Annotated in this window: 21 protein-coding genes; 10 read left to right on the top strand and 11 right to left on the bottom strand. The window is 72.1% G+C overall.

Annotated elements, in window-relative coordinates:
- Window positions 1-56: 56 nt before the first annotated feature.
- Window positions 57-623 carry an FxsA family membrane protein gene (gene fxsA, locus ABZT06_RS37770; protein ID WP_355751728.1) on the top strand — a complete coding sequence of 189 codons (567 nt, stop codon included), beginning with the start codon at window positions 57-59 and terminating at the stop codon, window positions 621-623.
- Window positions 624-727: 104 nt separating this feature from the next.
- Here the strand turns inward: fxsA and ABZT06_RS37765 are convergent, their stop codons facing one another.
- The 4 genes from ABZT06_RS37765 to ABZT06_RS37750 form a co-directional block, all read right to left on the bottom strand.
- Complete coding sequence (locus ABZT06_RS37765; protein ID WP_003977404.1) at window positions 728-1,102, bottom strand: RNA polymerase-binding protein RbpA; 375 nt, start codon at window positions 1,100-1,102, stop codon at window positions 728-730.
- A gap of 268 nt (window positions 1,103-1,370) precedes the next feature.
- Window positions 1,371-2,726 carry an MFS transporter gene (locus ABZT06_RS37760; RefSeq protein WP_355751726.1) on the bottom strand — a complete coding sequence of 452 codons (1,356 nt, stop codon included), beginning with the start codon at window positions 2,724-2,726 and terminating at the stop codon, window positions 1,371-1,373.
- A gap of 64 nt (window positions 2,727-2,790) precedes the next feature.
- The gene (locus tag ABZT06_RS37755; protein WP_355751724.1) at window positions 2,791-3,558 is read right to left on the bottom strand and encodes a glycerophosphodiester phosphodiesterase; all 768 of its coding nucleotides are present in this window, start codon (window positions 3,556-3,558) and stop codon (window positions 2,791-2,793) included.
- On the bottom strand, window positions 3,555-4,244 hold the full coding sequence (locus tag ABZT06_RS37750; protein ID WP_355751722.1) for a hypothetical protein: 690 nt from the start codon (window positions 4,242-4,244) through the stop codon (window positions 3,555-3,557). The genes ABZT06_RS37755 and ABZT06_RS37750 overlap by 4 nt, the downstream gene beginning before the upstream one ends.
- Window positions 4,245-4,308: 64 nt before the next feature.
- On the opposite strand from ABZT06_RS37750, the gene ABZT06_RS37745 reads away from it, so the two are divergent.
- Complete coding sequence (locus tag ABZT06_RS37745; protein ID WP_355751720.1) at window positions 4,309-5,808, top strand: PLP-dependent aminotransferase family protein; 1,500 nt, start codon at window positions 4,309-4,311, stop codon at window positions 5,806-5,808.
- Between the two features lie 108 nt (window positions 5,809-5,916).
- On the opposite strand, the gene ABZT06_RS37740 is transcribed toward ABZT06_RS37745, so the two are convergent.
- Both ABZT06_RS37740 and ABZT06_RS37735 read right to left on the bottom strand, forming a co-directional pair.
- The gene (locus ABZT06_RS37740; RefSeq protein ID WP_355751718.1) at window positions 5,917-7,524 is read right to left on the bottom strand and encodes a hypothetical protein; all 1,608 of its coding nucleotides are present in this window, start codon (window positions 7,522-7,524) and stop codon (window positions 5,917-5,919) included.
- A gap of 40 nt (window positions 7,525-7,564) precedes the next feature.
- On the bottom strand, window positions 7,565-7,759 hold the full coding sequence (locus ABZT06_RS37735) for a hypothetical protein (protein WP_355751716.1): 195 nt from the start codon (window positions 7,757-7,759) through the stop codon (window positions 7,565-7,567).
- A 217-nt stretch (window positions 7,760-7,976) separates the two neighbouring features.
- Here ABZT06_RS37735 and ABZT06_RS37730 point away from each other — a divergent pair, with 217 nt between their 5' ends.
- The 5 genes from ABZT06_RS37730 to ABZT06_RS37710 all read left to right on the top strand — a co-directional run bounded on the left by ABZT06_RS37730 (window position 7,977) and on the right by ABZT06_RS37710 (window position 13,480).
- The gene (locus ABZT06_RS37730; protein ID WP_355751714.1) at window positions 7,977-8,369 is read left to right on the top strand and encodes an ankyrin repeat domain-containing protein; all 393 of its coding nucleotides are present in this window, start codon (window positions 7,977-7,979) and stop codon (window positions 8,367-8,369) included.
- A gap of 301 nt (window positions 8,370-8,670) precedes the next feature.
- Window positions 8,671-10,089 carry a HEAT repeat domain-containing protein gene (locus ABZT06_RS37725; RefSeq protein ID WP_355751712.1) on the top strand — a complete coding sequence of 473 codons (1,419 nt, stop codon included), beginning with the start codon at window positions 8,671-8,673 and terminating at the stop codon, window positions 10,087-10,089.
- Window positions 10,090-10,286: 197 nt separating this feature from the next.
- Complete coding sequence (locus ABZT06_RS37720; protein ID WP_355751710.1) at window positions 10,287-11,420, top strand: glycosyltransferase family 1 protein; 1,134 nt, start codon at window positions 10,287-10,289, stop codon at window positions 11,418-11,420.
- Window positions 11,417-12,580 carry a glycosyltransferase gene (locus tag ABZT06_RS37715; RefSeq protein ID WP_355751708.1) on the top strand — a complete coding sequence of 388 codons (1,164 nt, stop codon included), beginning with the start codon at window positions 11,417-11,419 and terminating at the stop codon, window positions 12,578-12,580. The genes ABZT06_RS37720 and ABZT06_RS37715 overlap by 4 nt, the downstream gene beginning before the upstream one ends.
- Before the next feature lie 48 nt (window positions 12,581-12,628).
- Window positions 12,629-13,480, top strand: coding sequence for an SGNH/GDSL hydrolase family protein (locus ABZT06_RS37710; RefSeq protein WP_355751706.1), 852 nt, complete (start codon window positions 12,629-12,631; stop codon window positions 13,478-13,480).
- Between the two features lie 56 nt (window positions 13,481-13,536).
- On the opposite strand, the gene ABZT06_RS37705 is transcribed toward ABZT06_RS37710, so the two are convergent.
- From ABZT06_RS37705 to ABZT06_RS37685, 5 genes are all read right to left on the bottom strand, one after another.
- The gene (locus ABZT06_RS37705) at window positions 13,537-14,406 is read right to left on the bottom strand and encodes a biotin-dependent carboxyltransferase family protein (RefSeq protein WP_355751704.1); all 870 of its coding nucleotides are present in this window, start codon (window positions 14,404-14,406) and stop codon (window positions 13,537-13,539) included.
- Window positions 14,403-15,014: a 5-oxoprolinase subunit PxpB gene (gene pxpB / locus ABZT06_RS37700; RefSeq protein ID WP_355751702.1), complete on the bottom strand. Its 612-nt coding sequence runs from the start codon at window positions 15,012-15,014 to the stop codon at window positions 14,403-14,405. Before pxpB ends, ABZT06_RS37705 begins: the two co-directional genes overlap by 4 nt.
- Window positions 15,011-15,769, bottom strand: a complete 759-nt coding sequence (locus ABZT06_RS37695) for a 5-oxoprolinase subunit PxpA (protein WP_355751700.1) — start codon at window positions 15,767-15,769, stop codon at window positions 15,011-15,013. Before ABZT06_RS37695 ends, pxpB begins: the two co-directional genes overlap by 4 nt.
- A gap of 67 nt (window positions 15,770-15,836) precedes the next feature.
- Window positions 15,837-16,658 carry a putative hydro-lyase gene (locus tag ABZT06_RS37690; protein WP_355751698.1) on the bottom strand — a complete coding sequence of 274 codons (822 nt, stop codon included), beginning with the start codon at window positions 16,656-16,658 and terminating at the stop codon, window positions 15,837-15,839.
- Entirely contained in the window at window positions 16,655-17,950 is a 1,296-nt protein-coding gene (locus ABZT06_RS37685) for an MFS transporter (protein ID WP_355751696.1), read from the bottom strand. Before ABZT06_RS37685 ends, ABZT06_RS37690 begins: the two co-directional genes overlap by 4 nt.
- Before the next feature lie 129 nt (window positions 17,951-18,079).
- On the opposite strand from ABZT06_RS37685, the gene ABZT06_RS37680 reads away from it, so the two are divergent.
- The 3 genes from ABZT06_RS37680 to ABZT06_RS37670 all read left to right on the top strand — a co-directional run bounded on the left by ABZT06_RS37680 (window position 18,080) and on the right by ABZT06_RS37670 (window position 21,405).
- Window positions 18,080-18,772: a GntR family transcriptional regulator gene (locus tag ABZT06_RS37680; RefSeq protein ID WP_355751694.1), complete on the top strand. Its 693-nt coding sequence runs from the start codon at window positions 18,080-18,082 to the stop codon at window positions 18,770-18,772.
- 133 nt (window positions 18,773-18,905) lie between these two features.
- Entirely contained in the window at window positions 18,906-20,435 is a 1,530-nt protein-coding gene (locus tag ABZT06_RS37675; protein WP_355751692.1) for a hypothetical protein, read from the top strand.
- A 91-nt stretch (window positions 20,436-20,526) separates the two neighbouring features.
- Window positions 20,527-21,405, top strand: coding sequence for a hypothetical protein (locus tag ABZT06_RS37670; protein WP_355751690.1), 879 nt, complete (start codon window positions 20,527-20,529; stop codon window positions 21,403-21,405).
- Window position 21,406: the final 1 nt, after the last annotated feature.

Here is a 21,406-nt window from a genome sequence, read left to right as displayed (position 1 = left end):
GCGTGGTTGATCGTCCCCTTATGCCGTGTTGAGCCGCGCCCAGGCACACTGGACGCATGACGACAGGCGCTCCGACCCCCACCTACCCCGCCCGGCCCCGCCGCTCCCGTGTGCGCACCTTCCTGCCGCTGGGCCTCGCCGCCTGGCTGGTGCTGGAGATCTGGCTGCTGACCGTGGTGGCGGGCGCGGCGAGCGGATTTGCGGTGTTCCTGCTGCTGGTCGCCGGCTTCGTACTCGGCTCGGTGGTCATCAAGCGGGCCGGCCGCCGCGCCTTCCAGAACCTGAACGAGGCGCTCCAGCGGGGCGGGGCCCCGTCGAGCTCCGGCAGCGGTGGCAACGGCCTGATGATGCTGGGGGGCCTGCTCCTGATGATCCCCGGCCTGCTCTCCGACGCGGTGGGACTGCTCCTGCTCGTCCCGCCGGTCCAGAGGGCCGTCGGCCGCTACGCCGAGCGCACCTTCGACCGCAGGCTCCGCGCCGCCGCCCCCGGCACCCTGGGCGACGCGTTCCAGCAGGCCCGTATGCAGCGCCCGGACGGCAAGGTGGTCCAGGGCGAGGTGATCGTCCGGGACGAGCCGGGCGACGACACCCCGCAGGGGCCGCGCCCGCCGCTCACCCGCTGACGCGGGGAAGCCGGCCGGGGGCAGCCGCAAGCAGCACAAACCGCGGGCGCGGTACGTGAATCACGTACCGCGCCCGCGGTTACTTGTATGCGCTGTGTTCCCGCTCAGGCCGACTTGCGGCTGTCCCGGGGATGAACAGCGATGTTCATCGCGCCGGAACGCAGAACCGCCAGACGCTCCTCAAGGACCTCTTCGAGTTCCTCTCGGGTGCGTCGCTCCATCAGCATGTCCCAATGCGTACGCGCGGGCTTGGCCTTCTTCTCTTCAGGGCCGTCGCCGTCCACGAGGAGTGCCTGGGCCCCACAGACCTTGCACTCCCACTCCGGCGGAATCTCCGCCTCGACCGAGAAGGGCATCTCGAAGCGATGTCCCTTCTCGCATGCGTACTCCACGGCCTGGCGCGGGGCCAGGTCGATGCCGCGGTCCGTCTCGTAGCTGGTCACCACGAGGCGCGTGCCGCGAAGAGCTCGCTCACTCATGAATCGTGCCTCCCGGGCTTGTCGCCCACAGGACAGGTGTCGCTGTCGTCGTCATACCGGTCAACGTCCGGTCGGCGGTAAAGATTCCCGTTCCGGGTCCCGTCCCGGGCAATGCGTCGCCGTCGTAGCCGCCCCTTGTTGTACCCACCAGCGCCCGGTTTGTCACATCTGCAAGCAGATGTCACCCAGCGTTTCGTCATCTTTGACGCGCAGTAACGGTACGCCTGGCAGGCCAAACGCGTACACTACAGCGCTTTGGTGTTGAACGCTAAATCCTTTCGGGTACAGGGTTGCCCGCGTCGCTGATCGCCCGCCGTACCGGAACCCGCGCGAGCAGGGCGAATCCGATGACGAAGAAGGCCACCAGCGAGATGATCGCGTCCCGATAACTTCCCGTCAGCTGGTAGGTGATCCCGAACAGCAGCGGGCCCAGCCAGCTCATCCCGCGGTCGCTCATCTCGTACGCCGAGAAGTACTCGGCCTCCTTGCCGGGCGGGACGAGATGGGAGAACAGGGAGCGGGACAGGGCCTGGCTGCCGCCGAGCACGAGCCCGATGCCGGCGGCCAGCACGAAGAACCACCCGGGCGCGCCCGCGGGCAAGAAGAACCCGGCCCCCAAGACCACCGCCCAGGCGACCAGCGAGCCGAGGATCGTGCGCTTGGCCCCGTAGGTCCGCGCGAGCCGGCCGAGCGCCAGCGCTCCCGCCACCGCGAGCACCTGGACCAGGAGCACGGCCGCGATGAGCGTCGACTGCCCGAGATCCAGTTCCTCGGAGCCGTAGAGCGAGGCCTGGGAAATCACGGTCTGGATGCCGTCGTTGTAGATCAGGTACGCCAGGAGGAAGGCGAGCGTGAGCGGGTGGCGGCGCATGTCGCGGACGGTGGCGGCGAGCTGGCGGAAGCCAGGGGCCGTGGACTCCTTCGCCTCCCGCGCGACCGGCCCGCGGTCGCGCAGCCGGCGCAGCGGAATCAGCGCGAACGCGCCCCACCACAGCCCCGCCGAGGCAAGGCAGATGCGGACGGCGGCGCTCTCGGAGAGGCCGAAGGAGTCGTGGCCCATGTAGAGAACGAGGTTCGCGACCAGCACCAGGGCGCCCGCGGCATAACCGAAGGCCCAGCCCTTGGAGGAGACGGCGTCGCGCTCCTCGGGCGGGGCGATCTGCGGGAGGTAGGAGTTGTAGAGCATCGTTCCGACCGACTGCGCCGCGTTCGCGACGACCAGGAGGACGCCACCGAGGAGATAGCGGTCGCCGCCGAGGAAGAACATGCCGGTCGTCGCGGCGGCCCCGGTGTAGGCGGCGGCCGCCAGGAGGGGCTTCTTGCGGCCGCTGCGGTCGGCGGCGGCACCCACCAGGGGCATCACCAGCACGGCCACGATCACCGACAGGGACACCGAGTACGCGAAGAAGGAGCCGGCCCGCACGGGGATGCCCAGGGGATGGACGTATCCGTCCGCGTCCGCCGCGTGCTTCGCGACCGACGTCAGATAGGGGCCGAGGAACACGGTGAGCACGCTCGTCGAGTAGACGGAGCACGCCCAGTCGTAGAAGTACCAGCCGCGTTGCTCACGCCGCCGGTCGTCGGCCGCGTCGGCCGCGTCCGCCCGCACGGTGTCGGTGCCCACCCGTGCCCTCGCTTCCCCGTGAAGTGCCGTGCGCGGACCGGGGAACGAGCGGGTCGGACGTGGGTCAGACCCAGACGCCCCGGTCCTCCATGACCTTGCGCAGTGTGTCGATGTGATCGGTCATGATGCCATCCACTCCCAGGTCCAGAAGCCGGTGCATGCGATCGGGCTCGTTGATGGTCCACACATGCACCTGCAGCCCGCGCGCGTGGGCGGCACGCACGAAGCGGTGGTCGACCACCTGGATGCCGGACTGTGCCTCGGGCACCTGGGCGGCGACCGCCGAGCGGCGCAGCGCGGCCGGGACTCCCCACGAGCGCAGCCGCAGGTTGAGCACCCCCCGGATGCCGTACGACGTCGCCAGGCGTGGTCCGGCCAGCCGCTGGGCGCGCATCACCCGCGCCTCGGAGAAGGAGCCGACACAGATCCGGTCCCAGGTGTTGGTGCGCTCGACGAGGTCCAGCAGCGGCTGGAGGGCCGGTTCGGCCTTGAGGTCCACGTTCCAGCGGGCGTCGGGGAAGGTCTCCAGGAGCTCCTCGAACAGTGGCACGGGCTCCTTGCCCGCCACGCGCGCGTGACGTACCTCCGCCCAGGACAGATCCGCTATCCGGCCCGCCCCGTCGGTCACCCGGTCCAGGGTCTCGTCATGGAAGGCGACCAGCTTGCCGTCCGTCGTGGCGTGGACGTCGGTCTCCAGGTACCGGTAGCCCGCCTCGACCGCCCGCCGGAACTGGAACGCGGTGTTCTCCAGGCCGTCCGCCGCCCCGCCCCGGTGGGCGAAGGGGATGGGGCCGGGATGGTCGAGGTAGGGGTGGCGTATCCGCGAGGTCACGGACGCAGTATCGCTCCGCGCGGTTGCCCGGTGGCAACGACCGTGCTGCCGTCGGATGCCGGGGGAACGGCGAACACGCGCAGGAAGACCTGGGCGAGCGGGCCGATCGACACCGCGTAGAGGACGGTTCCGACGCCGATGGTGCCGCCGAGCGCGAATCCCGTGACCACGACGGCCACTTCGACCGCGGTACGCATCAGCCGGATCGAGCGTCCCGTCCGCCGGTGCAGCCCGGTCATCAGACCGTCCCTCGGGCCCGGGCCGAAGCTGGCGGCGATGTAGAGGCCGGTGGCCACACCGTTGAGCACGATGCCGACCATCAGGAGAGGGACGCGCACGGCCAGACCGTGCAGGTCGGGGACCGCGGCGAGGGTGGCGTCCATGGCGATGCCGACCACGAAGACGTTGGAGACCGTGCCGAGGCCCGGCCGCTGGCGCAGCGGGATCCACAGGAGCAGCACCGCCGCCCCCACGATGATCGACACGACACCGATCGACAGCCCCGTCAGCTCGGCGAGCCCCTGGTGCAGCACGCCCCAGGGCTCGAGGCCGAGGCCCGCCTCGACGAGCAGCGCCGAGCTGGCCCCGTACAGGGCGAGTCCGACGTACAGCTGGATCAACCGTCGTCCCAGACGGCTCTGCGTGGACAAGGCTGGTCCCCCTGTGGTGGTAGTGGCCTGACGCATGACACCCTGTGGCTTGGGATGACACGCCATCCATGGCCAATTCGGGGAAGGTGGACTGATTTCAGTGGCGCAGTGGACCTCGGCGGTGGGTGCGGCGCAGCTCGCCCGGCTGCTCAACTCTCAACAGGACCGGCCGGCGGGCCCCGGCACGCGCCGCCCGCCGGCCTATCGCGCGCTCGCCGACGGCATCCGCCTGCTGGTCCTGGAAGGGCGAGTTCCGGTCGCCGCCCGGCTTCCCGCGGAACGGGAGCTGGCCCTCTCCCTGTCCGTCAGCCGTACGACCGTGGCGGCGGCCTACGAGGCGCTGCGGGCCGAGGGCTTCCTGGAGTCCCGGCGCGGCGCGGGCAGCTGGACGGCCGTACCGGCCGGGAACCCGCTCCCCGCGCGCGGTCTCGAACCCCTCCCGCCCGAGGCCCTCGGCTCGATGATCGACCTGGGCTGCGCGGCACTGCCCGCCCCCGAACCGTGGCTGACGCGTGCGGTGCAGGGGGCCCTGGAGGAACTGCCGCCGTACGCCCACACGCACGGGGACTACCCGGCGGGTCTGCCGGCTCTGCGCGCGATGATCGCCGAGCGGTACACCGCGCGCGGGATCCCGACGATGCCCGAGCAGATCATGGTCACGACCGGGGCGATGGGCGCGATCGACGCGATCTGTCACCTCTTCGGGGGCCGGGGCGAGCGCATCGCGGTGGAGTCCCCGTCCTACGCGAACATCCTCCAGCTGATGCGGGAGGCGGGCGCCCGGCTCGTGCCGGTCGCGATGGCGGAGGGGCTGACCGGCTGGGACATCGACCGCTGGCGCCAGGTGCTGCGGGACGCGGCGCCGCGGATCGCCTATGTCGTCGCCGATTTCCACAATCCGACCGGTGCGCTGGCCGGCGAGGACCAGCGGCGGCAGTTGGTGGAGGCGGCGCGGTCCGCGGGGACCGTGCTGGTGGCGGACGAGACGATGAGCGAGCTGTGGCTGGACGAGGACGTCTCGATGCCGCGGCCGGTGTGCGCCTTCGACCCCGCCGGATCCACCGTGGTCACCGTCGGCTCCGCGAGCAAGGCGTTCTGGGCGGGGATGCGGATCGGGTGGGTCCGGGGGGCACCGGACGTGATCCGCAGCCTGGTCGCCGCGCGGGCCTACGCCGACCTCGGGACGCCGGTCCTCGAGCAGCTCGCCGTGAACTGGCTGTTCAGCACCGGGGGGTGGGAGCAGGCGGTCGAGCTGCGGCGATGCCAGGCCCGGGAGAACCGGGACGCGCTGGTGGCGGCGCTGCGCAAGGAACTGCCCTCATGGGAGTTCGAGGTACCGCAGGGCGGCCTGACGTTGTGGGTGCGGGCCGGGGGCTTGTCCGGGTCGCGCCTGGCGGAGGTCGGTGAGCGGGTGGGCGTGCGGGTGCCGTCGGGGCCGCGGTTCGGGGTCGACGGCGCTTTCGAGGGGTATGTGCGACTGCCGTTCACCGTCGGGGGTGCGGTGGCCGACGAGGCGGCGGCCCGCTTGGCCGCTGCGGCGAGGGTGGTGGAGAGCGGCGGGTCGGGGGCGGGGGAGCCGCCTCGTACGTTCGTGGCTTGACTCGGGTGATCGGACGCGTTCAGGGGCGCGGGGCTGCATCGATTTGCAGCTCCGCTGCGGGGCGCGAGAAGGCCCGCGCACCGGTAGCCGCCCGGACAACCCCCGGAGTCACGGTGCTTCCGCGACCATCGCTTCTGAGGGCGCGGCTTCCGAGGGCGCGGCTTCCGGGGGCGCCGCTTCGGAGGGGACCGTCTCCGCATCGGCCGGAGTCGTCCGCTCCGGCAGCAACGCCAGCACCGCCTGCCGGTCCGTCTCGCTCGTCGCGTCGTCGTACGGATCCGGAGTCGCCGGCACCTGGAGGCGATGCACGGGCCCCGTACCGAGCCGGGCGTAGCCGCGGCCCGGCGGAACCTGGGACACCGGGGTGGTGTGCGGAGGCGCCCCCAGGACGGCCTCCAACTGGTCCGACGTCGCGGGCCCCAGCACGACACGCGCGCGCGTGTGCTGTCGTACCGGATCGCTCAACGCCTCCGCGCTGTCGAACTGGTCGGCCACCACCACCGTGACGTTCGCCGCACGCCCGTGTCGCAGCGGGACCTGGAGCAGGGACTGCGGATCCTTGCGGCCGTCCGCGGCCGCCAGGTGGGTGAAGGCGCTCGGACGGTCCAGGAGGATCCACAGCGGGCGCTTGGTGTCGTCGGGCGCCGGTTGGCCGGCCTGCCGGGCGCGGTTGGTCGCGATCAGACGGCGCTCCGTCTCGGTCGCCGCCCACTCCAGGCTCGCCGTCGCTCCCGCCAGCCCGCACTCGACCGCGAGGACCCCGTCCCGTCCGGTCAGGCACGCGTACTCGCCGGTGGCGCCGCCGTCGACGATGACGACGTCGCCGTACTGAAGAGCCTGGATCGCGATCGAACGCAGCAGGGTCGAGGTGCCGCTGCCCGGCTGGCCCATGACCAGCAGATGCGGCTCGGTGGAGCGGATGCCGGTGCGCCAGACGACCGGCGGGACGTCGCGCTGCCCGTCGCCGTAGCCGAGCGGAAGCGTGCGCTGGACCTGGGTGGGGTCGGTGAAGCCGAGGACCGTCTCGCCGGGGGCGGTGACGAAACGCTGGGCGGCGATGTCGGTGGGCAGCGGGGTGAGGACGGTGACGGTGAGTTCGTTGCCCTCCTCCTCCCAGCTGAAGTGGTACTCGCGGCCGCGGCCCGACTTGGCGTGCAGCAACTGCTCGATGCGGGCCCGGGACTCGGCCTCGCCGTCGGTGAAGTACGCCGGGTAGCGGACCAGCAGGTGGGTGATGCGGCCGGTGCTGTCGAAGTCGTACGCGGGGAAGGCCTTGTCCCACTCGCCGCCGTGGGTGTACAGCGGGGCCGGGTCCTCGGCCGCCGAGAAGTACGGGACGAGTGCTTCGTACAGCGACTGGAGGCGCTGTGTCTGCGACTCGTCGGGTCCGTCCGGCTCCGGCGGCTTGCGGTCCCGGCCCTGCCAGGCTGCCGCCGCCATCAGGCTGATGACGGCGAGCAGCGGACCGTACGGAGCGAGCGCCACGACCAGGATCACCGAGGCCACCAGGAACAGCAGCGGTCCGCGCCTGTCCTTGGGGGTCTCCGCCCACCTGCGCCGCCCGGCCGAGGCCAGCCGGCGCAGACCGCGAGTGATCGTGATCAGCGGGTGGAGGACGTCGGTGGCGCTGTCGGCCGCCGTCCGGGCCAGCTCCCGGCTCCGGGCGATCTGCGCGCTGCCTGTGCTCAGGATGCGGGGGAGGGGGCGGCGGACCACTGCTGTCTCCTGGAGGTGCGTACGGACGGGAGGGGCGGTGTCAGAACTTGATGCCGCCGAGGAGGCTCGCCAGGCTCTCGCCGCCGGCCTTGATGCTCGGGGCGATGGCCGTGCTGGCCAGGTAGAAGCCGAACAACGCCGAGATCAGGGCGTGGGACCCCTTGAGCCCGTCCTTGCGGAAGAAGATGACGACGACGATGCCGAGCAGTACGACACCGGAGATGGAGAGGATCATTGCGGTGCTCCTGGTTCGTGGGGACAGTCACCATGAGTACTTCCAGCATCACAGCATGTATCCATACGATAAAAGGTGCAAATGGATGGATTTCTCGCGATTTCACTTGGTTGGCGGAGTCGTGGTGATCCCTACCTCCGGCACTTCGGGTCATCTGCCGTGCGAGCCAGTACCCTTGCGATTCACCTGAACGGTTGTATGAGAGGCGGTCCGGCCGATGACTGAAGCCCCCGACCCCGAGGTCGTGGAGCTGGCGACCAAGATCTTCGATCTGGCCCGGCAGGGGCAGTCCGAGGCGCTCGTGGCGTACGTCGACGCGGGGGTTCCGGCAGGCCTCACCAACGACCGCGGGGACTCGCTCGTGATGCTCGCCGCCTACCACGGTCACGCGGACGCGGTGCGCGCGCTCGTCGCCCGCGGGGCGGCGGCCGGCGGGGTCAACGACCGGGGGCAGACGCCCCTCGCCGGGGCTGTATTCAAGGGCTCCACGGATGTCATCGAGGCCCTGCTGGAGGGCGGCGCCGATCCGGCCGAGGGCACCCCCTCGGCGCTCGACACGGCCCGGATGTTCGGCAGGGCGGAACTGCTCGAGTTGTTCGCCGCACACTGATACGTATGTTCTGACCAGCGAAAACACAGACAACGGGGGAGGCGGTACAGGGCCGCCGAAATTTCGGTCGCGGCAGACGGAAGTGCCGGGTCATCATGACCTCGTGGTTCACGGACGTGATGGCAGGGCAGGTGATGCCGCACCGCGCGGACCGTGACGCGGGTCCGCATGGGCCACCGACGAGAGGCAGAGGAAGATGGCTTACAGCAAGCAGGAAACGGCGGGCGCCCCGACGTGTTGTCACGCGGCCAGGTAATGCAGGTCCCCGGTTGCGTCGACGCTTGATGTGAGGCTGTTTCCCATGTTCGATCCGGTCATAGCGCCCAGCGGTACGCTGCTCGGCCTGCTCCAGCGGGGCCGCGGCGACGGCACACTGCACGCGCTCACCGCCCCGCGCGCCGAAGCGCTCGCGGCCCTGAACCACTGCGTGCTGCGCGATCCCCGCCACGACTGGCAGGTGGAGAACCGCTCGCTGTACTACGCCCGTCTCTTCCTCGACCTTGGTGGTGAGCTGGACGAGATCGAGGCACACCTCTTCGAGGTGGACGACGTCTTCGACACCGAGGAGTCACGCACGGGCCTCGCCCTCGCCGTCCTCGGCCACCTCGCCTCCTACGGCAGGCGCGACGCGCTCGAACTGCTGCGCAGGTACGCCGCCTCGGGCTCCAACTGGGCCTGGGCGCTGGACGAACTGGCGTTGCGGGACGACGACGCCGGTCTGCGTGCCCTCGCCGCGCCCGTGCTCGCACGCTTCGCGACCGATCCCGAGGGCGAGGCCGAACTCGCCGTCACGGTCCGCGACGCCTTCGAGCCGAGGCCATGGCGGCTCTGGGCCGACGATCCCCGCGAATCCGTCTCCACCCGCGTGCGTGCCGCTCAGGAGGCCGGCTGTTTCGACCGCTGGCAACGCCAGATGCGACCCGCCGGACCCCGCCCGGGCTGGAGCGTGCAGGCCGTCTTCGAATGGGCCCAGCAGGGCATCGAGCGGGGCGCCGCGCTCCATGTGCCGGCCGCCCGCTGTCTGACCGCCGTCGCCGGGCCCGAGGACCGGCAGGAGATCCTCATGGCGGCCAAGGACGGCACCGACGGGGCGCGGTCCACCGCGCTGCGCTATCTCGCCGACAGCAATGATCCCGACGCCTTCGATCTGATCGAGTCGGCCGTCGCCACCGGCTCGCCGACCGTGGTGGAAGCCGCCCTCGACTCATTCGAACGCATGCGCAGTGTCGCCGCCGTCGACCGCGCGCGCGGCTGGGCCCGCCGACCCGATCCGCTGGGCGCCGCCGCCGGACGCATGCTCGCCTGCCTGGGCGGAGCCCAGGACCGGGACCCCGTGCTCGCGGCCCTCCGGGAGGCCGTACGGGGCGAGGGCCCCGACGCGCCGACCCTGTGGACCCTCGTCGACGGCACCGGACGGCTCGGCATCGTCTGTGCCGCGCCCGTGCTGCGCCACATCTACCGGGAGACGGCCTCCTCCCACCTCCGCGGCCGCGCCGCCCGCGCGCTCGCCGCCACCGACCCCTCCTTCGCCACCGGCTTCGCCGTCGAATGCCTCTGGGACTGCGAGGAGACCACCCGCGAGATCGCCGCCCGGCATGCCGAGACCGGCGACGCCCGGGTCGTGGAGCGACTGCGCCGGCTGGCCGCCGACCCGGCCGAGGAGGCCGAGGTCCAGACGGCCGTCCGCAGCCGTATCGGACCGGACGCCGCAGCCATGTGAGACATGTGGAACCACCCTCGGGTGTGAATCTCCGGGGCCTGTCACACCCGTCCGGTGAACTCGGGGTGACCCGCGGGTCAGGTCGGCATGGACACGGCCTGACCTGCTCGGGTGTGCAGCGCAACGCTCACGGGACGTTCATCGTTCGCAAAGATCCACGTTGACGCGGGCACGTCCAGCGCGGCGAGAACACCCGTATGCGTGTCGTCATAGTGACCGAATCCTTTCCCCCCGATGTGAACGGCGTGGCCCACTGCGCGCTCCAGACCGCCCGGCACCTCGTAGATCGCGGTCACCTTCCGCTCGTCGTCGCGCCGGCCACCGCCGCCGGTCCCGGGTCCGGTGTGGACGCCCTCGCGCCGTGCCCCGTCGTCCGTGTCCCCTCCCTCCCCCTCCCGGGCTACCCCCAGGTCCGCGTCGCCCTCCCCAGCAGGCGCGTGGCCGCGGCGATCGCCGAGCACCGTGCCGACGTCGTCCACCTGGCCAGCCCCTTCGTCCTCGGCGTGCGCGGCATGGCCGCCGCCGCCCGGCTCGGCATCCCCGCCGTGGCCGTCTACCAGACCGACCTCGCCGGATACGCCCGCACCTACGTGCACGCGGGAGAAGCCGCCGCCTGGCGCCGTATCCGCTCCGTCCACGCCGCCGCCGACCTCACCCTCGCCCCCTCCAGCGCCTCCCTGCACGACCTGGCGGCGCACGGCGTGCCCCGGGTCAAGCTGTGGCCCCGGGGCGTGGACACCGTCCGATTCCGCCCCGACCTGCGCGACGAGGCGCTGCGCCGCCGACTCGCCCCGAGCGGCGAGACGATAGTCGGCTACGTCGGCCGGCTCGCCCCCGAGAAGCACATCGAACTGCTGGCCGACGCGTCCCGTCTGGAGGGCGTCAAGGTCGTGGTGGTCGGCGACGGACCGAGTCAGCCGCATCTCGAACAGGCGCTCCCCGGCGCGGTCTTCCTGGGCCGGCGCACGGGCGATGAACTGGCCCGGATCTTCGCCTCCTTCGACGTCTTCGCGCACACCGGCCCCTTCGAGACCTTCTGCCAGACCGTGCAGGAGGCCATGGCCAGCGGTGTGCCGGTCGTCGCACCCGCCGCCGGCGGTCCCCTGGACCTGGTCGCCCACGGGCGCACCGGGTTCCTGGTCCCGCCGCGCGACCCGGCCGCCGTACGGGACGCCGTGTGGTCCCTGGCCGCCGACCCCGAGATGCGCGCCTCGTTCGGCGTCGCCGCGCGGGCCATGGTCGAGGGGCGCACCTGGGCGGCCGTCGGCGACCAGCTGATCGGGCACTACGCCGCCGTGCTCACTGGCCGGAAGACGGCGGTGGCGGCATGAGCGGACAGTCACTGCGGATCGTTCGACTCGCCAACTTCGTCGCTCCCGCCTCGGGCGGCCTGCGCACCGCCCTGCGCGAGCTCGGCAAGGGCTATCAGGCGGCCGGACACGAGTCCGTGCTCATCGTGCCCGGCGACCGCGCGAGCGACCGCCGGACCGAGCAGGGCCGGATCATCACCCTGCCCGGCCCGCTGCTGCCCGGCACCGGCGGCTACCGCGTCCTCGCCGACAAACGGCGTGTGGCCCGGCTCCTGGAGGAGCTCGCCCCCGACCGCCTGGAGGTCTGCGACCGTACGACCCTCAGGTGGACCGGCAAATGGGCCCGGCGCGCCCGCGTCCCCGCCGTGATGGTCTCCCACGAGACCGCCGACGGCGTGCTGCGCACCTGGGGCCTGCCGGAGGGCGCGGCCCGGCGTACCGCCGACACCCTCAACGTCCGGACGGCGCACACGTACGCGCGCGTGGTGTGCACCACCGAGTTCGCGGAGCGGGAGTTCGTGCGGATCGGCGCGCGCAATGTCGTACGGGCCCCGCTGGGCGTCGATCTGGTGGAGCGGCGCCCGGCGCTGCGCGACGCGGGACTGCGGGCCCGGTACGCCCGCGAGGACGAGACGCTGCTCGTGACGTGCACCCGGCTGTCCGTCGAGAAGCGGCCCAGCACCGCGCTGGACGCCCTGGAGTCCCTGGTACGCCGGGGGCGGCGGGCCGTGCTCGTGGTGGCCGGAGACGGGCCGCTGCGGCCGCGCCTCGAACAGCGGGCGCGGGAGCGCGGGCTGCCGGTCACCTTCCTCGGGCATGTCTCCGACCGCGGGCTGCTCGGTGCGCTCCAGGCCTCCGCCGACGTGTGCCTGGCCCCTGGGCCGGCCGAGACGTTCGGGCTGGCCGCGCTGGAGGCCATGGCGTGCGGCACGCCGGTGGTGGTGAGTGCCTCCTCCGCGCTGCCGGAGGTCATCGGATCCGCCGGGGCCGTCGCCGCCGACCGCGGGGAGGCCTTCGCGGACGCCGTGGACATGCTGCTGGAATGCTCCGAGATCGAGCGGCGCGAGACCGCACGCGCGCGTGCGGAGTGCTTCGGGTGGGACACGGCGGTCCGGGCGTTCCTCGCCGCGCACGACGCGGACGTCTTCGTACGGCCCTCCGTGCCCGGAGGCGTGGCATGAGCGGGGACACGTCATGAGCGGGAGCGTGTGCGTGAGCGGGTGCGCGTCATGAGAGGCCCGCGTTTCGTCGCCCTCGGTGACTCGCTCACCGAGGGCGTGGGGGATCCCGTGGGCGACGGATGGCGCGGCTGGGCCGCGCTGCTCGCCGACGGGCTCTCCCGCGAGGACGTGGAGTTCACCAACCTCGCGGTGAGCGGGGCGCAGACCCGGGACGTGCTGGAGCGGCAGCTGCCCGCGGGGCTCGCAGGGCGGCCGGATGTCGTGTCCGTGGTCGTCGGCGTCAACGACACCCTGCGCTGCACCTTCGACATCCACGCCGTGGCCGCCCGGCTCGACACGATCTACGCGGCCTTCCGAGCGCAGGGCGCCGTACTGCTGACTGCCTGTCTGCCGGACCCGGGCACGATGCTCGGTCTGCCCGGGGCGCTGGCGCGGCCCCTGGCCCGGCGGCAGCGGGCGGTGAACGCCGTGGTGCACGCGTTGTCCGAGAGGTACGGGGCGGTGCATCTGCATGCCGCGGAGGGGGGTTGGACCACCGAGCGGGCGATGTGGAGCTCGGACCGGTTGCATCCCGGCGAGCGCGGGCACCGGCAACTGGCCGTGCGGTTCCATGAGTTGCTCGCGGAGCGGGGGATCGCGACCGGAGTCGCGCCCTCGGCCGAGCCGGAGTTTCCCGTGCCCGCCAGGTCGGCGAGTCTGCGGTGGCTGGCCACGGCGGGGACGGGGTGGGTGGTGCGGCGCTGTACCGATCTGCTGCCTCAGCTGGTGACCCTGGCCGCGGACGAGATGCGGCATCGGGCGCGAGGGACGAGCGGGCGGCTCGATCTGCGGGCGGCGCATGCGGTGTCCATGGCGTTGGCCGCGCTGTCCGTGCAGGAGCGTCCGGCCGAGGCGGCTTGAGCGCGATGCCGGGTGCGGGTGCGTGGGTCGAGCAGTTCTCCGCGCTCCTGGGTGGGTCAACGGCGGCGTACCTCCACGAAGCGCACCGGGGTTCCCGGCACGGCCTGGGCCGCGGCTGGGAGGTCGCTCTCGCGGACCACTCCGATCACCGGGTAGCCGCCGGTCGTCGGGTGGTCGGCGAGGAAGATCACCGGCCTGCCGTCGGGCGGTACCTGGACCGCGCCCAGGACCATGCCCTCGCTGGGGAGTTCGCCCGTCAGAGCCCTCTCCAGGGCGGGCCCTTCCGTCCGCAGGCCGATGCGGTTGCTCGCCGCGGACACCTGGAAGGCGCGCGAGGTGAAGACCCGCACCGCTTCCGGTGTGAACCAGTCGTCACGAGGGCCCAGCGTGACGCGTAGGACCAGTTCCGCGGGGGGTGCGGGCTGCGGTGCCGCGTCCACGCGTGTGTGGAGCGGTGTCGGTGCGCCAAGAGGGAGTACCGCGCCGTCGGTGAGGGGAGTCGGGCCCAGGCCGGACAAGAGGTCCGTGGAGCGGCTGCCCAGCACCGGCTCCACGGCGATCCCGCCGGAGACGGCCACATAGCTGCGTACGCCTTTCAGGGCCGTCCCGATGGTCAGGAGTGCCCCTGCCGGTACGTGCACCGGTGCGCTCCAGGCCGCTGGTCGCCCGTCGACCGTCACGGGGCAGGGGGCCCCTGTCACGGCCACGGTCACCGTCGAACGGGGCCGTAGCGCACAGCCGTTGAGCGTGGTCTCCAGGACGGCCGCCTCGGGGCGGTTGCCGACCAGACGGTTGGCGAGGTCGGCCGCCGGACCGTCCAGGGCGCCCGAGTGCGGGACGCCGAGATGGGCGTGGCCCGGACGGCCCCGGTCCTGGACGGTGGTCAGTGCTCCGGCCCGGACGACGGAGAGGGCGCGGTCCGTCATGCCGCCCCCACGAAACGCACCCGTGTCCCCGGCGACAGCAGTGCGGCCGGCACGCGCGCGTGGTCCCACAGAACGGCGTCCGTGGTCCCGATGAGCTGCCAGCCGCCCGGCGACGAGCGCGGGTAGACGCCGGTGTACGGGCCCGCGAGCGCCACCGAACCCGCCGGGACGGCCGTGCGCGGGGTGGCCCGGCGCGGGACGTCGTAGCGGGCGGGCAGGCCCGTGAGGTAGCCGAAACCGGGCGCGAATCCGCAGAAGGCGACCGTGAACTCGGTCCCTGAGTGGATGCGGGCCACCTCCCGGCAGGAGACGCCCCAGTGCGCGGCCACGTCGGCCAGGTCCGGGCCGTCGTAACGCACCGGGAGTTCGATCACCTCACGCGCGCGTGAGGGAGCGGGCGGTACCTCGGAGGCGGTGAGTTCGGCGGCCAGGCGGGCCGGGTCGGTGAGGCCGTCGAGGAGGACCGTGCGGGCTGCGGGGACGATCTCGCGGACCGACAGCGAGCCCTCCGCGCGGCGGCGCACCAGCTCGGCGTGCAGCGCCTGGGCCTCCTCGCCCGAGGACACCTCGACGAGCAGGGCGCGGTCCCCGACCGGCAGAGTCCTCATACGAAGGCCTCCACCCGGATGCCGGAGGTCTCCAACCGCTCCCGGACCCGTCGGGCCAGCTCCACCGCGCCCGGTGTGTCGCCGTGCAGGCACAGGGAGCGGGCCTCGACCTCGATACGGGCGCCGGAGCGGGCGGTGACCGAGCGGTCCCGGGCCAGCCTCAGGGAGCGTTCCACGACCGTCTCGGGGTCGGTGACCACCGCGCCCTCCTGGCCGCGTGGCACCAGCGTGCCCTCCTCGGTGTAGGCGCGGTCCGCGAAGGCCTCCGTGACGCCGGACAGGCCCGCCTTGCCCGCCGCCTCCAGCAGACGCGAGCCGGGCAGGCCGAGAACGGGCAGGGTGGCGTCCGCGAGGAGCACACCGTCGACGACCGCTGCGGCCTGCTCCTCGTCGTGGACGACCCGGTTGTAGAGCGCGCCGTGCGGCTTGACGTACGACACGCGCGTGCCCGCCGCGCGGGCGAAGACCTCCAGGGCGCCGATCTGGTAGGCCACCTCGGCCGTCAGCTCGGCGGACGGCACGTCCATCGCGCGCCGCCCGAATCCCGCGAGGTCCCGGTAGGAGACCTGGGCGCCGATCCGGACCCCGCGCGCGGCCGCCAGCTCGCACACCCGCCGCATGGTGGCCGCGTCCCCGGCGTGGAACCCGCAGGCCACGTTGGCGCTGGTGACGACGGAGAGCAGTTGCTCGTCGTCGGTCAGCTGCCAGCGGCCGAAGCCCTCGCCGAGGTCGGCGTTCAGATCGATCGAGGTCATGACGGTTTTGTGGCTCCTTCCATCGCTTTTCGGCCATTCTCAGTGGTTTTCGATGGTTTCATCGGTTTCACGCCACTCGGTACTGTTCGTCGCGTGCGTCCGTCAGGAACATCTGCCCCGGCGCGTGGGTGATGGCGAACGGTGGGCGCGAGGCCATCACCGCGGCCTGCGGGGTCACACCGCAGGCCCAGAACACCGGGATGTCGTCCGGTTCGGCGTCCACCGGATCACCGAAGTCGGGGCGGCCGAGGTCGTCGATGCCCAGCCCGGAGGGATCGCCGCAGTGCACCGGGCTGCCGTGCACGGCCGGGAGCAGACTGCTCTCGCGCAGGGCTGCCGCCAGGTGCTGCGGCGGCACCGGGCGCATGGAGACCACCATGGGTCCGTGCAGCCGCCCCGCGGGACGGCACTGTCGACTGGTCATATACATGGGAACGTTCCGGCCCTGCTCGATGTGCCGGATCGGGACGCCCGCCTGCGAAAGTGCCCACTCGAAGGTGAAACTGCACCCGATCAGGAACGAAACGAGGTCGTCCCGCCAGTGTGCGCGCACGTCCGTCGGCTCGTCCACCAGCACGCCGTCCTCCCACACCCGGTAGCGAGGGAGATCGGTGCGCAGATCGGCGCCCTCCGCGAGGACGGTGGTCCATTCACCGGCGTCCGTGACATCGAGGACCGGGCACGGCTTGGGGTTGCGCTGGCAGAACAGCAGCATGTCGTACGCCCAGTCGGCGGGCACCGAGATCAGGTTGACCTGGGTGTGGCCGGCCGAGACCCCGGCGGTGGGGCCGGTCAGGCCCGCCCGGAAGCGGGCCCGTGCCTGGGCCGGGCTCCACGCGTGCGCGTGCTCGTCGACGAGGGTCAGCGGACGGTCTTCCGTGCGGTTCACGCGAGTTCCTTCCCACGGGTCTCCGGCAGCCCGAGCAGGGCCAGTGCGGCGATGCCGTAGCCGATGGCGCCGAAGACCAGCGCCCCGCCCACGCCCCAGCTGTCGGCCAGGAAGCCGACGGTGGTCGGGAAGACCGCGCCGACCGCGCGGCCCGCGTTGTACGTGAAGCCCTGTCCCGAACCGCGCACCGCCGTCGGGTACAGCTCGCTCAGATAGGACCCGAAGCCGCTGAAGATCGCCGACATGCAGAACCCGAGGGGGAAGCCGAGGACCAGGAGCCAGGTGTCGGCTCCGCTCGGGATGTTGCCGTACGCCACGATGCAGACGGCCGACAGGAGGGCGAAGAGCCAGATGTTGCGCCGCCGGCCCAGTCGGTCGGTGAGGTAGCCGCCGGTGAGATAGCCGAGGAACGCGCCGGAGATCAGGAAGGCCAGATAACCACCGGTGCCGACGACCGACAGTCCGCGATCGCTCTTGAGGTACGTCGGCACCCAGGTGGCGAGCGTGTAGTAACCGCCCTGGACCCCGGTGGACAGCAGCCCCGCGAAGATCGTCGTGCGCAGCAGGTCCGGCTTGAAGATCGCTGTGAACGACCCCTTCCCGGCACTCTTCTCACGCACCGCGATCGCCTCGGGGGCGTCCTGGACCTGGCGCCGCATCCAGACGACCAGCAGGGCGGGCAGCGCACCCGTCCAGAACATCACGCGCCAGGCCATGTCGGCGTCGAAGACCGAGAAGACCAGCGTGTACACGATCGCGGCCAGCGCCCAGCCCACGGCCCAGGAGCTCTGGATCGCGCCCAGGGTGCGGCCGCGGTGCTTGGCGCTCGCGTACTCGGCGACCAGGATCGCGCCGACCGCCCACTCGCCGCCGAACCCGAGGCCCTGGAGGGCGCGGAAGACCAGCAGCGACTCGAAGTCGGGCGCGAAGCCGCAGGCCACGGTGAAGATCGCGTACGTGACCACCGTGATCATCAGCGCCCTGGCCCGGCCGGCCCGGTCGGCCAGCACCCCCGCCAGGGCGCCGCCGATGCCGGAGGCCAACAGGGTGACGGTGGTGAAGAGACCTGTCTGGCCGCTGTCCAGGCCGAAGTAGGCGGCCAGCGCGACCATGCTCAGCGGGAGCGTGAAGTAGTCGTAGGAATCGAGGGCGTAGCCGCCGAACGCACCGGCGAAAGCGCGTCGGCCGCGTGGACCGAGGGCGCGGAACCAGCCCAACGCCCCGTCTTCGGCGGGATGTTCGGTCGGTGTGGGGTGGTCGGTCAGGGCCTGTGGGGGCGGGGTCGTGCTCATGAGCACCTCGCAGTGGGAGGACGGAGGTCGCGGAGCTGAACCGTGCGGTGAGAGTAACGTAGAGGATCGTTCAACGATCCTTCAATACCTGTGTTGTTTCGTTCTCGTGTCTGCGGTTGAATTCCGGGCATGGCAGAGCAGCTGAGCGGACTGGCCGACGATCGCGCCCTTCTGGGCCGCACCAGCACGGCCGAGCGGGTCTCGGACATCCTCAGAAGCCGCATCGCCGAGGGCTACTTCCCGCCGGGCACACGGTTGTCGGAGGACAGCATCGGAGGGGCACTGGGCGTGTCCCGCAACACGTTGCGCGAGGCGTTCCGGCTGCTCACGCACGAGCGACTGCTCATCCACGAGCTGAACCGCGGCGTGTTCGTCCGGGTTCTGGCCGTCGAGGACGTCGAGGACATCTACCGCACCCGCGCGCTCGTGGAGTGCGCCGTCGTCCGGGGCCTCGGCGAGCCGCCGTACGTCCTGGACGCGCTTGCCGAGGCGGTCGTGGAGGGCCAGCGGGCGGTGCGCGAAGGCGACTGGAAAGCACTGGGCACCGCCAACATCCACTTCCACCGCGAACTCGTCGCCCTCGCGGGCAGCGACCGCACCGACGAACTGATGCGCAGCGTCTTCGCCGAACTCCGGCTCGCCTTCCACGTCGTGGACGACCCCAAGGCCCTCCACGAGCCGTACCTGGCCCGCAACCAGCAGATCCTCGGCGCGCTCCAGGCCGGTGACAAAGTGGAGGCCGAAAGGCTGCTGGCGGTCTATCTCGGCGACTCGTTGGAGCGAGTGGTCGATGTGTACCGGCGGCGGGTGAGCGCCCCGTAGGGGCGCGGGGAACTGCGCGACCAGCCCCCACCGGCCCGCAAGACGACGAACCACCGTTGGCCACCCGTCCAACCGCCGGAGGCGATCCGCGCCGTTTGGGGAGTTGTCAGACCTAGCACCTAGTCTGTGCACCGTGACTTCGCCTGCGACGACGGACAGCGTTCCGCCCCAGTTCAGCGCGGGGCCGCGCCCCGCACCGGGCCCGGCCGCCGACGAGGGACTGGCGCGTCGGCTGCGCGCGCTCGCCTGCACCGCGCCGCTGCACGACCTCGACACGCGCAAGGCCAATCTCGCGGGCGAGTACTCGGTGTACGGCATGGCGGAGGTGGCCCTGGCCGCCATCGACCTGGTCACCCTGAACATGGACTTCGACACCGGCGCCGACCACGACGAGATCGTCGCCCGTCTCATCCCGCGCATCGCCGCGCAGGCGCCGCAGAGGCCCGTCGCCGAGCACGAGCGCGTGGCCCGCTGGGTCCTGGAGAACCTGATCAACGTCGGCAGCGTCGACCGTGGATTCCGCGCGGTCTACGGCACCTTCGCACCGGACGGGACCTACGTCCGGCGTGACTACGACTTCAAGCTGATCGAGGAGGTGCCGGGGCCCGGCGGCTCGGTGTACCTCCGGACCACGGACGAGGCGGTCAACGTCCTCGTCGGTGCCCTCGACACCGACGTCACCAGCGCCCAGATCGCCGCCGAGGTCAAGCTGGAGGTGCTGATCAGCCGCGGCCGCCTCGCCGACGCCCAGCTCGCCGCCGAGCAGGCCCGGTACCGGACCGTGCAGTACTCCGAGACCCTGCGCCGGGCGCTGGACGCCACCCGGCGCAATGTCCGGGCCGTCGACTGGCTCAACTCCGTGCCCGACATGATCGCCGAGGCGCTCGACCACGTCGCCGACCGGTACCGCCACGAGAACGCGATCCTGACCAACATCCGCAAGGCGCGCGACGAGTCCGAGGACGCAGAGCAGAAGCGGCGGGCCGCCGAGCTCGTCGACATCGTCAAGGACTGCATCCGGCGCCACACCCAACTCCAGTCCAGGCTCCTGGAGGCAGGCCCGCTGTTCCGCGCCGAACAGGACCGGCAGGCCTTCGCCACCCCCATGACGACATCGGGGATAGACCTGTACGGCCACCTCGTCGCGCCGGTGCTGCCCCTGCCGTTGGAGCAGGCCACCCGGGTCACCGACGCGTTCTTCGCGCGCGGGACCGGCCTGCGTACGCCGGTGTCGGTCCGGGTGGGCGACCTCGTCGACATACTGCTGACGCCCCCCGCGGAACGGGAGCACCTGGGCGCGGAGATGCCGGAGCCGGACCTCATCGCCACGCCGGACGACAGCCGGTTCAGCGAGGAGCAGCTGGCCTTGGCGAAGGAGCTGCTGGACCTGCCGGCGGACGCGCCGCGACGGCTCTCGGGACTGCTCGCGCAGGCTCGCCGGACCGGAGGGTTCGATCTCGCCTACCTGGTCGCCCTGTTGGCGATCCACGCGGCCAGCCCCGCCGTCGGCACCGCCTACCGCCAGGGCGAGCAGAAGCTCCTGTTCGCCGTGGACGACGGAACGGAACTCGACGATCCGGACTTCGGTGGCGCCGACCTCATCGTCGGCACAGCCCTGCTGGACGCCGCGGGCATGGCGGCGGACCGGACGGAAGCGGCATGAGTGAGGTCAGGCCGGACGGAAGCGGCATCGGTGAGGTCAGCCCGGACGGATGCAGCATGAGCGAGCAAGAGCGTGACAAGGAGCCCCAGCCGTGAGTGAGCATGTCGAGTGGAGCGACCCGGAGGCCCCGACCCCGTCGGCGCCCGCCGCCGTCACCCCCGCCGACGCCGCCGACGCCGCTCGGCTCGTCGCCTTCGGGCTGCAGCCCAAACTGCAGCCCGCGCGGGACCAGGAGTACGCCGAGCTGCTGCGGCGCTATCGGGAGGACTCACCGTTCGCGCGGCTCGCCGACGCCGTCGCCGCCGGACTCGGGCTGGTCGTGCTCGAAGTGTCCCCGCGCGCGGGGATGGCCGTGACCGCCGCCGAGGACTCCGTGTTCGCGGTGCGGATGGGGGACTACGCGCGTCGTACGTCGGCCGACGGCGGCGACCGGTTCCTGCACGGCCTCGCCCATCTCGCCGTGGCCGCCATGGCGTTCCCGCGCCCCGAGGACCTCGCCGACGACGGATACATCGGGCGCGTCTCGGTCAACGGCGTCGACGCCTTCGTACGGCAGGCCTGCCGGCGCCTCGAGGAGCGCGCCGAGGAGGTCGGCGAGAACACCGACCCGGCCACGGACGCCCCAGGTCTGGAGGCGGCCTGGCGGATCTGGGCGAGACGCAGCGCGGCCGGTGCCACCAAGGACGCGCGCCGGCTCGCCGGGTCCACGACCGGCATCGTGGGCAAGGCCGCCGCCTTCCTCACCGACTCGGGATTCCTCCAGCGCACCGGGGACGACAACGGCGGTACCTACCGGACCACGGCTCGTTACCAGCTCCAGGTGCGGGACATGGCCGGAAGCGCCGCCATGGCCGAACTCCTCGAGCTGGGTGTCGTCCCGGTCACCGACGGCACGCCGACGCTGCTGCCGCCCCAGGACGGCGACGACCTGGAGCTGGCCGCCGATGCCGGGCTGCCGTTCCACTCCTGAA

The sequence above is a fragment of the Streptomyces sp. NPDC005483 genome (assembly GCF_040606035.1).
Lineage (GTDB): Bacteria > Actinomycetota > Actinomycetes > Streptomycetales > Streptomycetaceae > Streptomyces.
The sequence above is the reverse complement of the archived record's forward strand: the minus strand, read 5'-3'. Positions and strand labels throughout refer to the sequence as shown.

What these genes read in the sequence shown, in the direction of transcription:
- fxsA (WP_355751728.1), top strand. Translation starts at nt 57, where the DNA reads ATGACGACAGGCGCTCCGACCCCCACCTACCCCGCCCGGCCCCGCCGC.
- ABZT06_RS37765 (WP_003977404.1), bottom strand. Translation starts at nt 1,102, where the DNA reads ATGAGTGAGCGAGCTCTTCGCGGCACGCGCCTCGTGGTGACCAGCTAC.
- ABZT06_RS37750 (WP_355751722.1), bottom strand. Translation starts at nt 4,244, where the DNA reads ATGCGTCAGGCCACTACCACCACAGGGGGACCAGCCTTGTCCACGCAG.
- ABZT06_RS37735 (WP_355751716.1), bottom strand. Translation starts at nt 7,759, where the DNA reads ATGATCCTCTCCATCTCCGGTGTCGTACTGCTCGGCATCGTCGTCGTC.
- ABZT06_RS37730 (WP_355751714.1), top strand. Translation starts at nt 7,977, where the DNA reads ATGACTGAAGCCCCCGACCCCGAGGTCGTGGAGCTGGCGACCAAGATC.
- ABZT06_RS37725 (WP_355751712.1), top strand. Translation starts at nt 8,671, where the DNA reads ATGTTCGATCCGGTCATAGCGCCCAGCGGTACGCTGCTCGGCCTGCTC.
- ABZT06_RS37720 (WP_355751710.1), top strand. Translation starts at nt 10,287, where the DNA reads ATGCGTGTCGTCATAGTGACCGAATCCTTTCCCCCCGATGTGAACGGC.
- ABZT06_RS37715 (WP_355751708.1), top strand. Translation starts at nt 11,417, where the DNA reads ATGAGCGGACAGTCACTGCGGATCGTTCGACTCGCCAACTTCGTCGCT.
- ABZT06_RS37710 (WP_355751706.1), top strand. Translation starts at nt 12,629, where the DNA reads ATGAGAGGCCCGCGTTTCGTCGCCCTCGGTGACTCGCTCACCGAGGGC.
- ABZT06_RS37705 (WP_355751704.1), bottom strand. Translation starts at nt 14,406, where the DNA reads ATGACGGACCGCGCCCTCTCCGTCGTCCGGGCCGGAGCACTGACCACC.
- pxpB (WP_355751702.1), bottom strand. Translation starts at nt 15,014, where the DNA reads ATGAGGACTCTGCCGGTCGGGGACCGCGCCCTGCTCGTCGAGGTGTCC.
- ABZT06_RS37695 (WP_355751700.1), bottom strand. Translation starts at nt 15,769, where the DNA reads ATGACCTCGATCGATCTGAACGCCGACCTCGGCGAGGGCTTCGGCCGC.
- ABZT06_RS37685 (WP_355751696.1), bottom strand. Translation starts at nt 17,950, where the DNA reads ATGAGCACGACCCCGCCCCCACAGGCCCTGACCGACCACCCCACACCG.
- ABZT06_RS37680 (WP_355751694.1), top strand. Translation starts at nt 18,080, where the DNA reads ATGGCAGAGCAGCTGAGCGGACTGGCCGACGATCGCGCCCTTCTGGGC.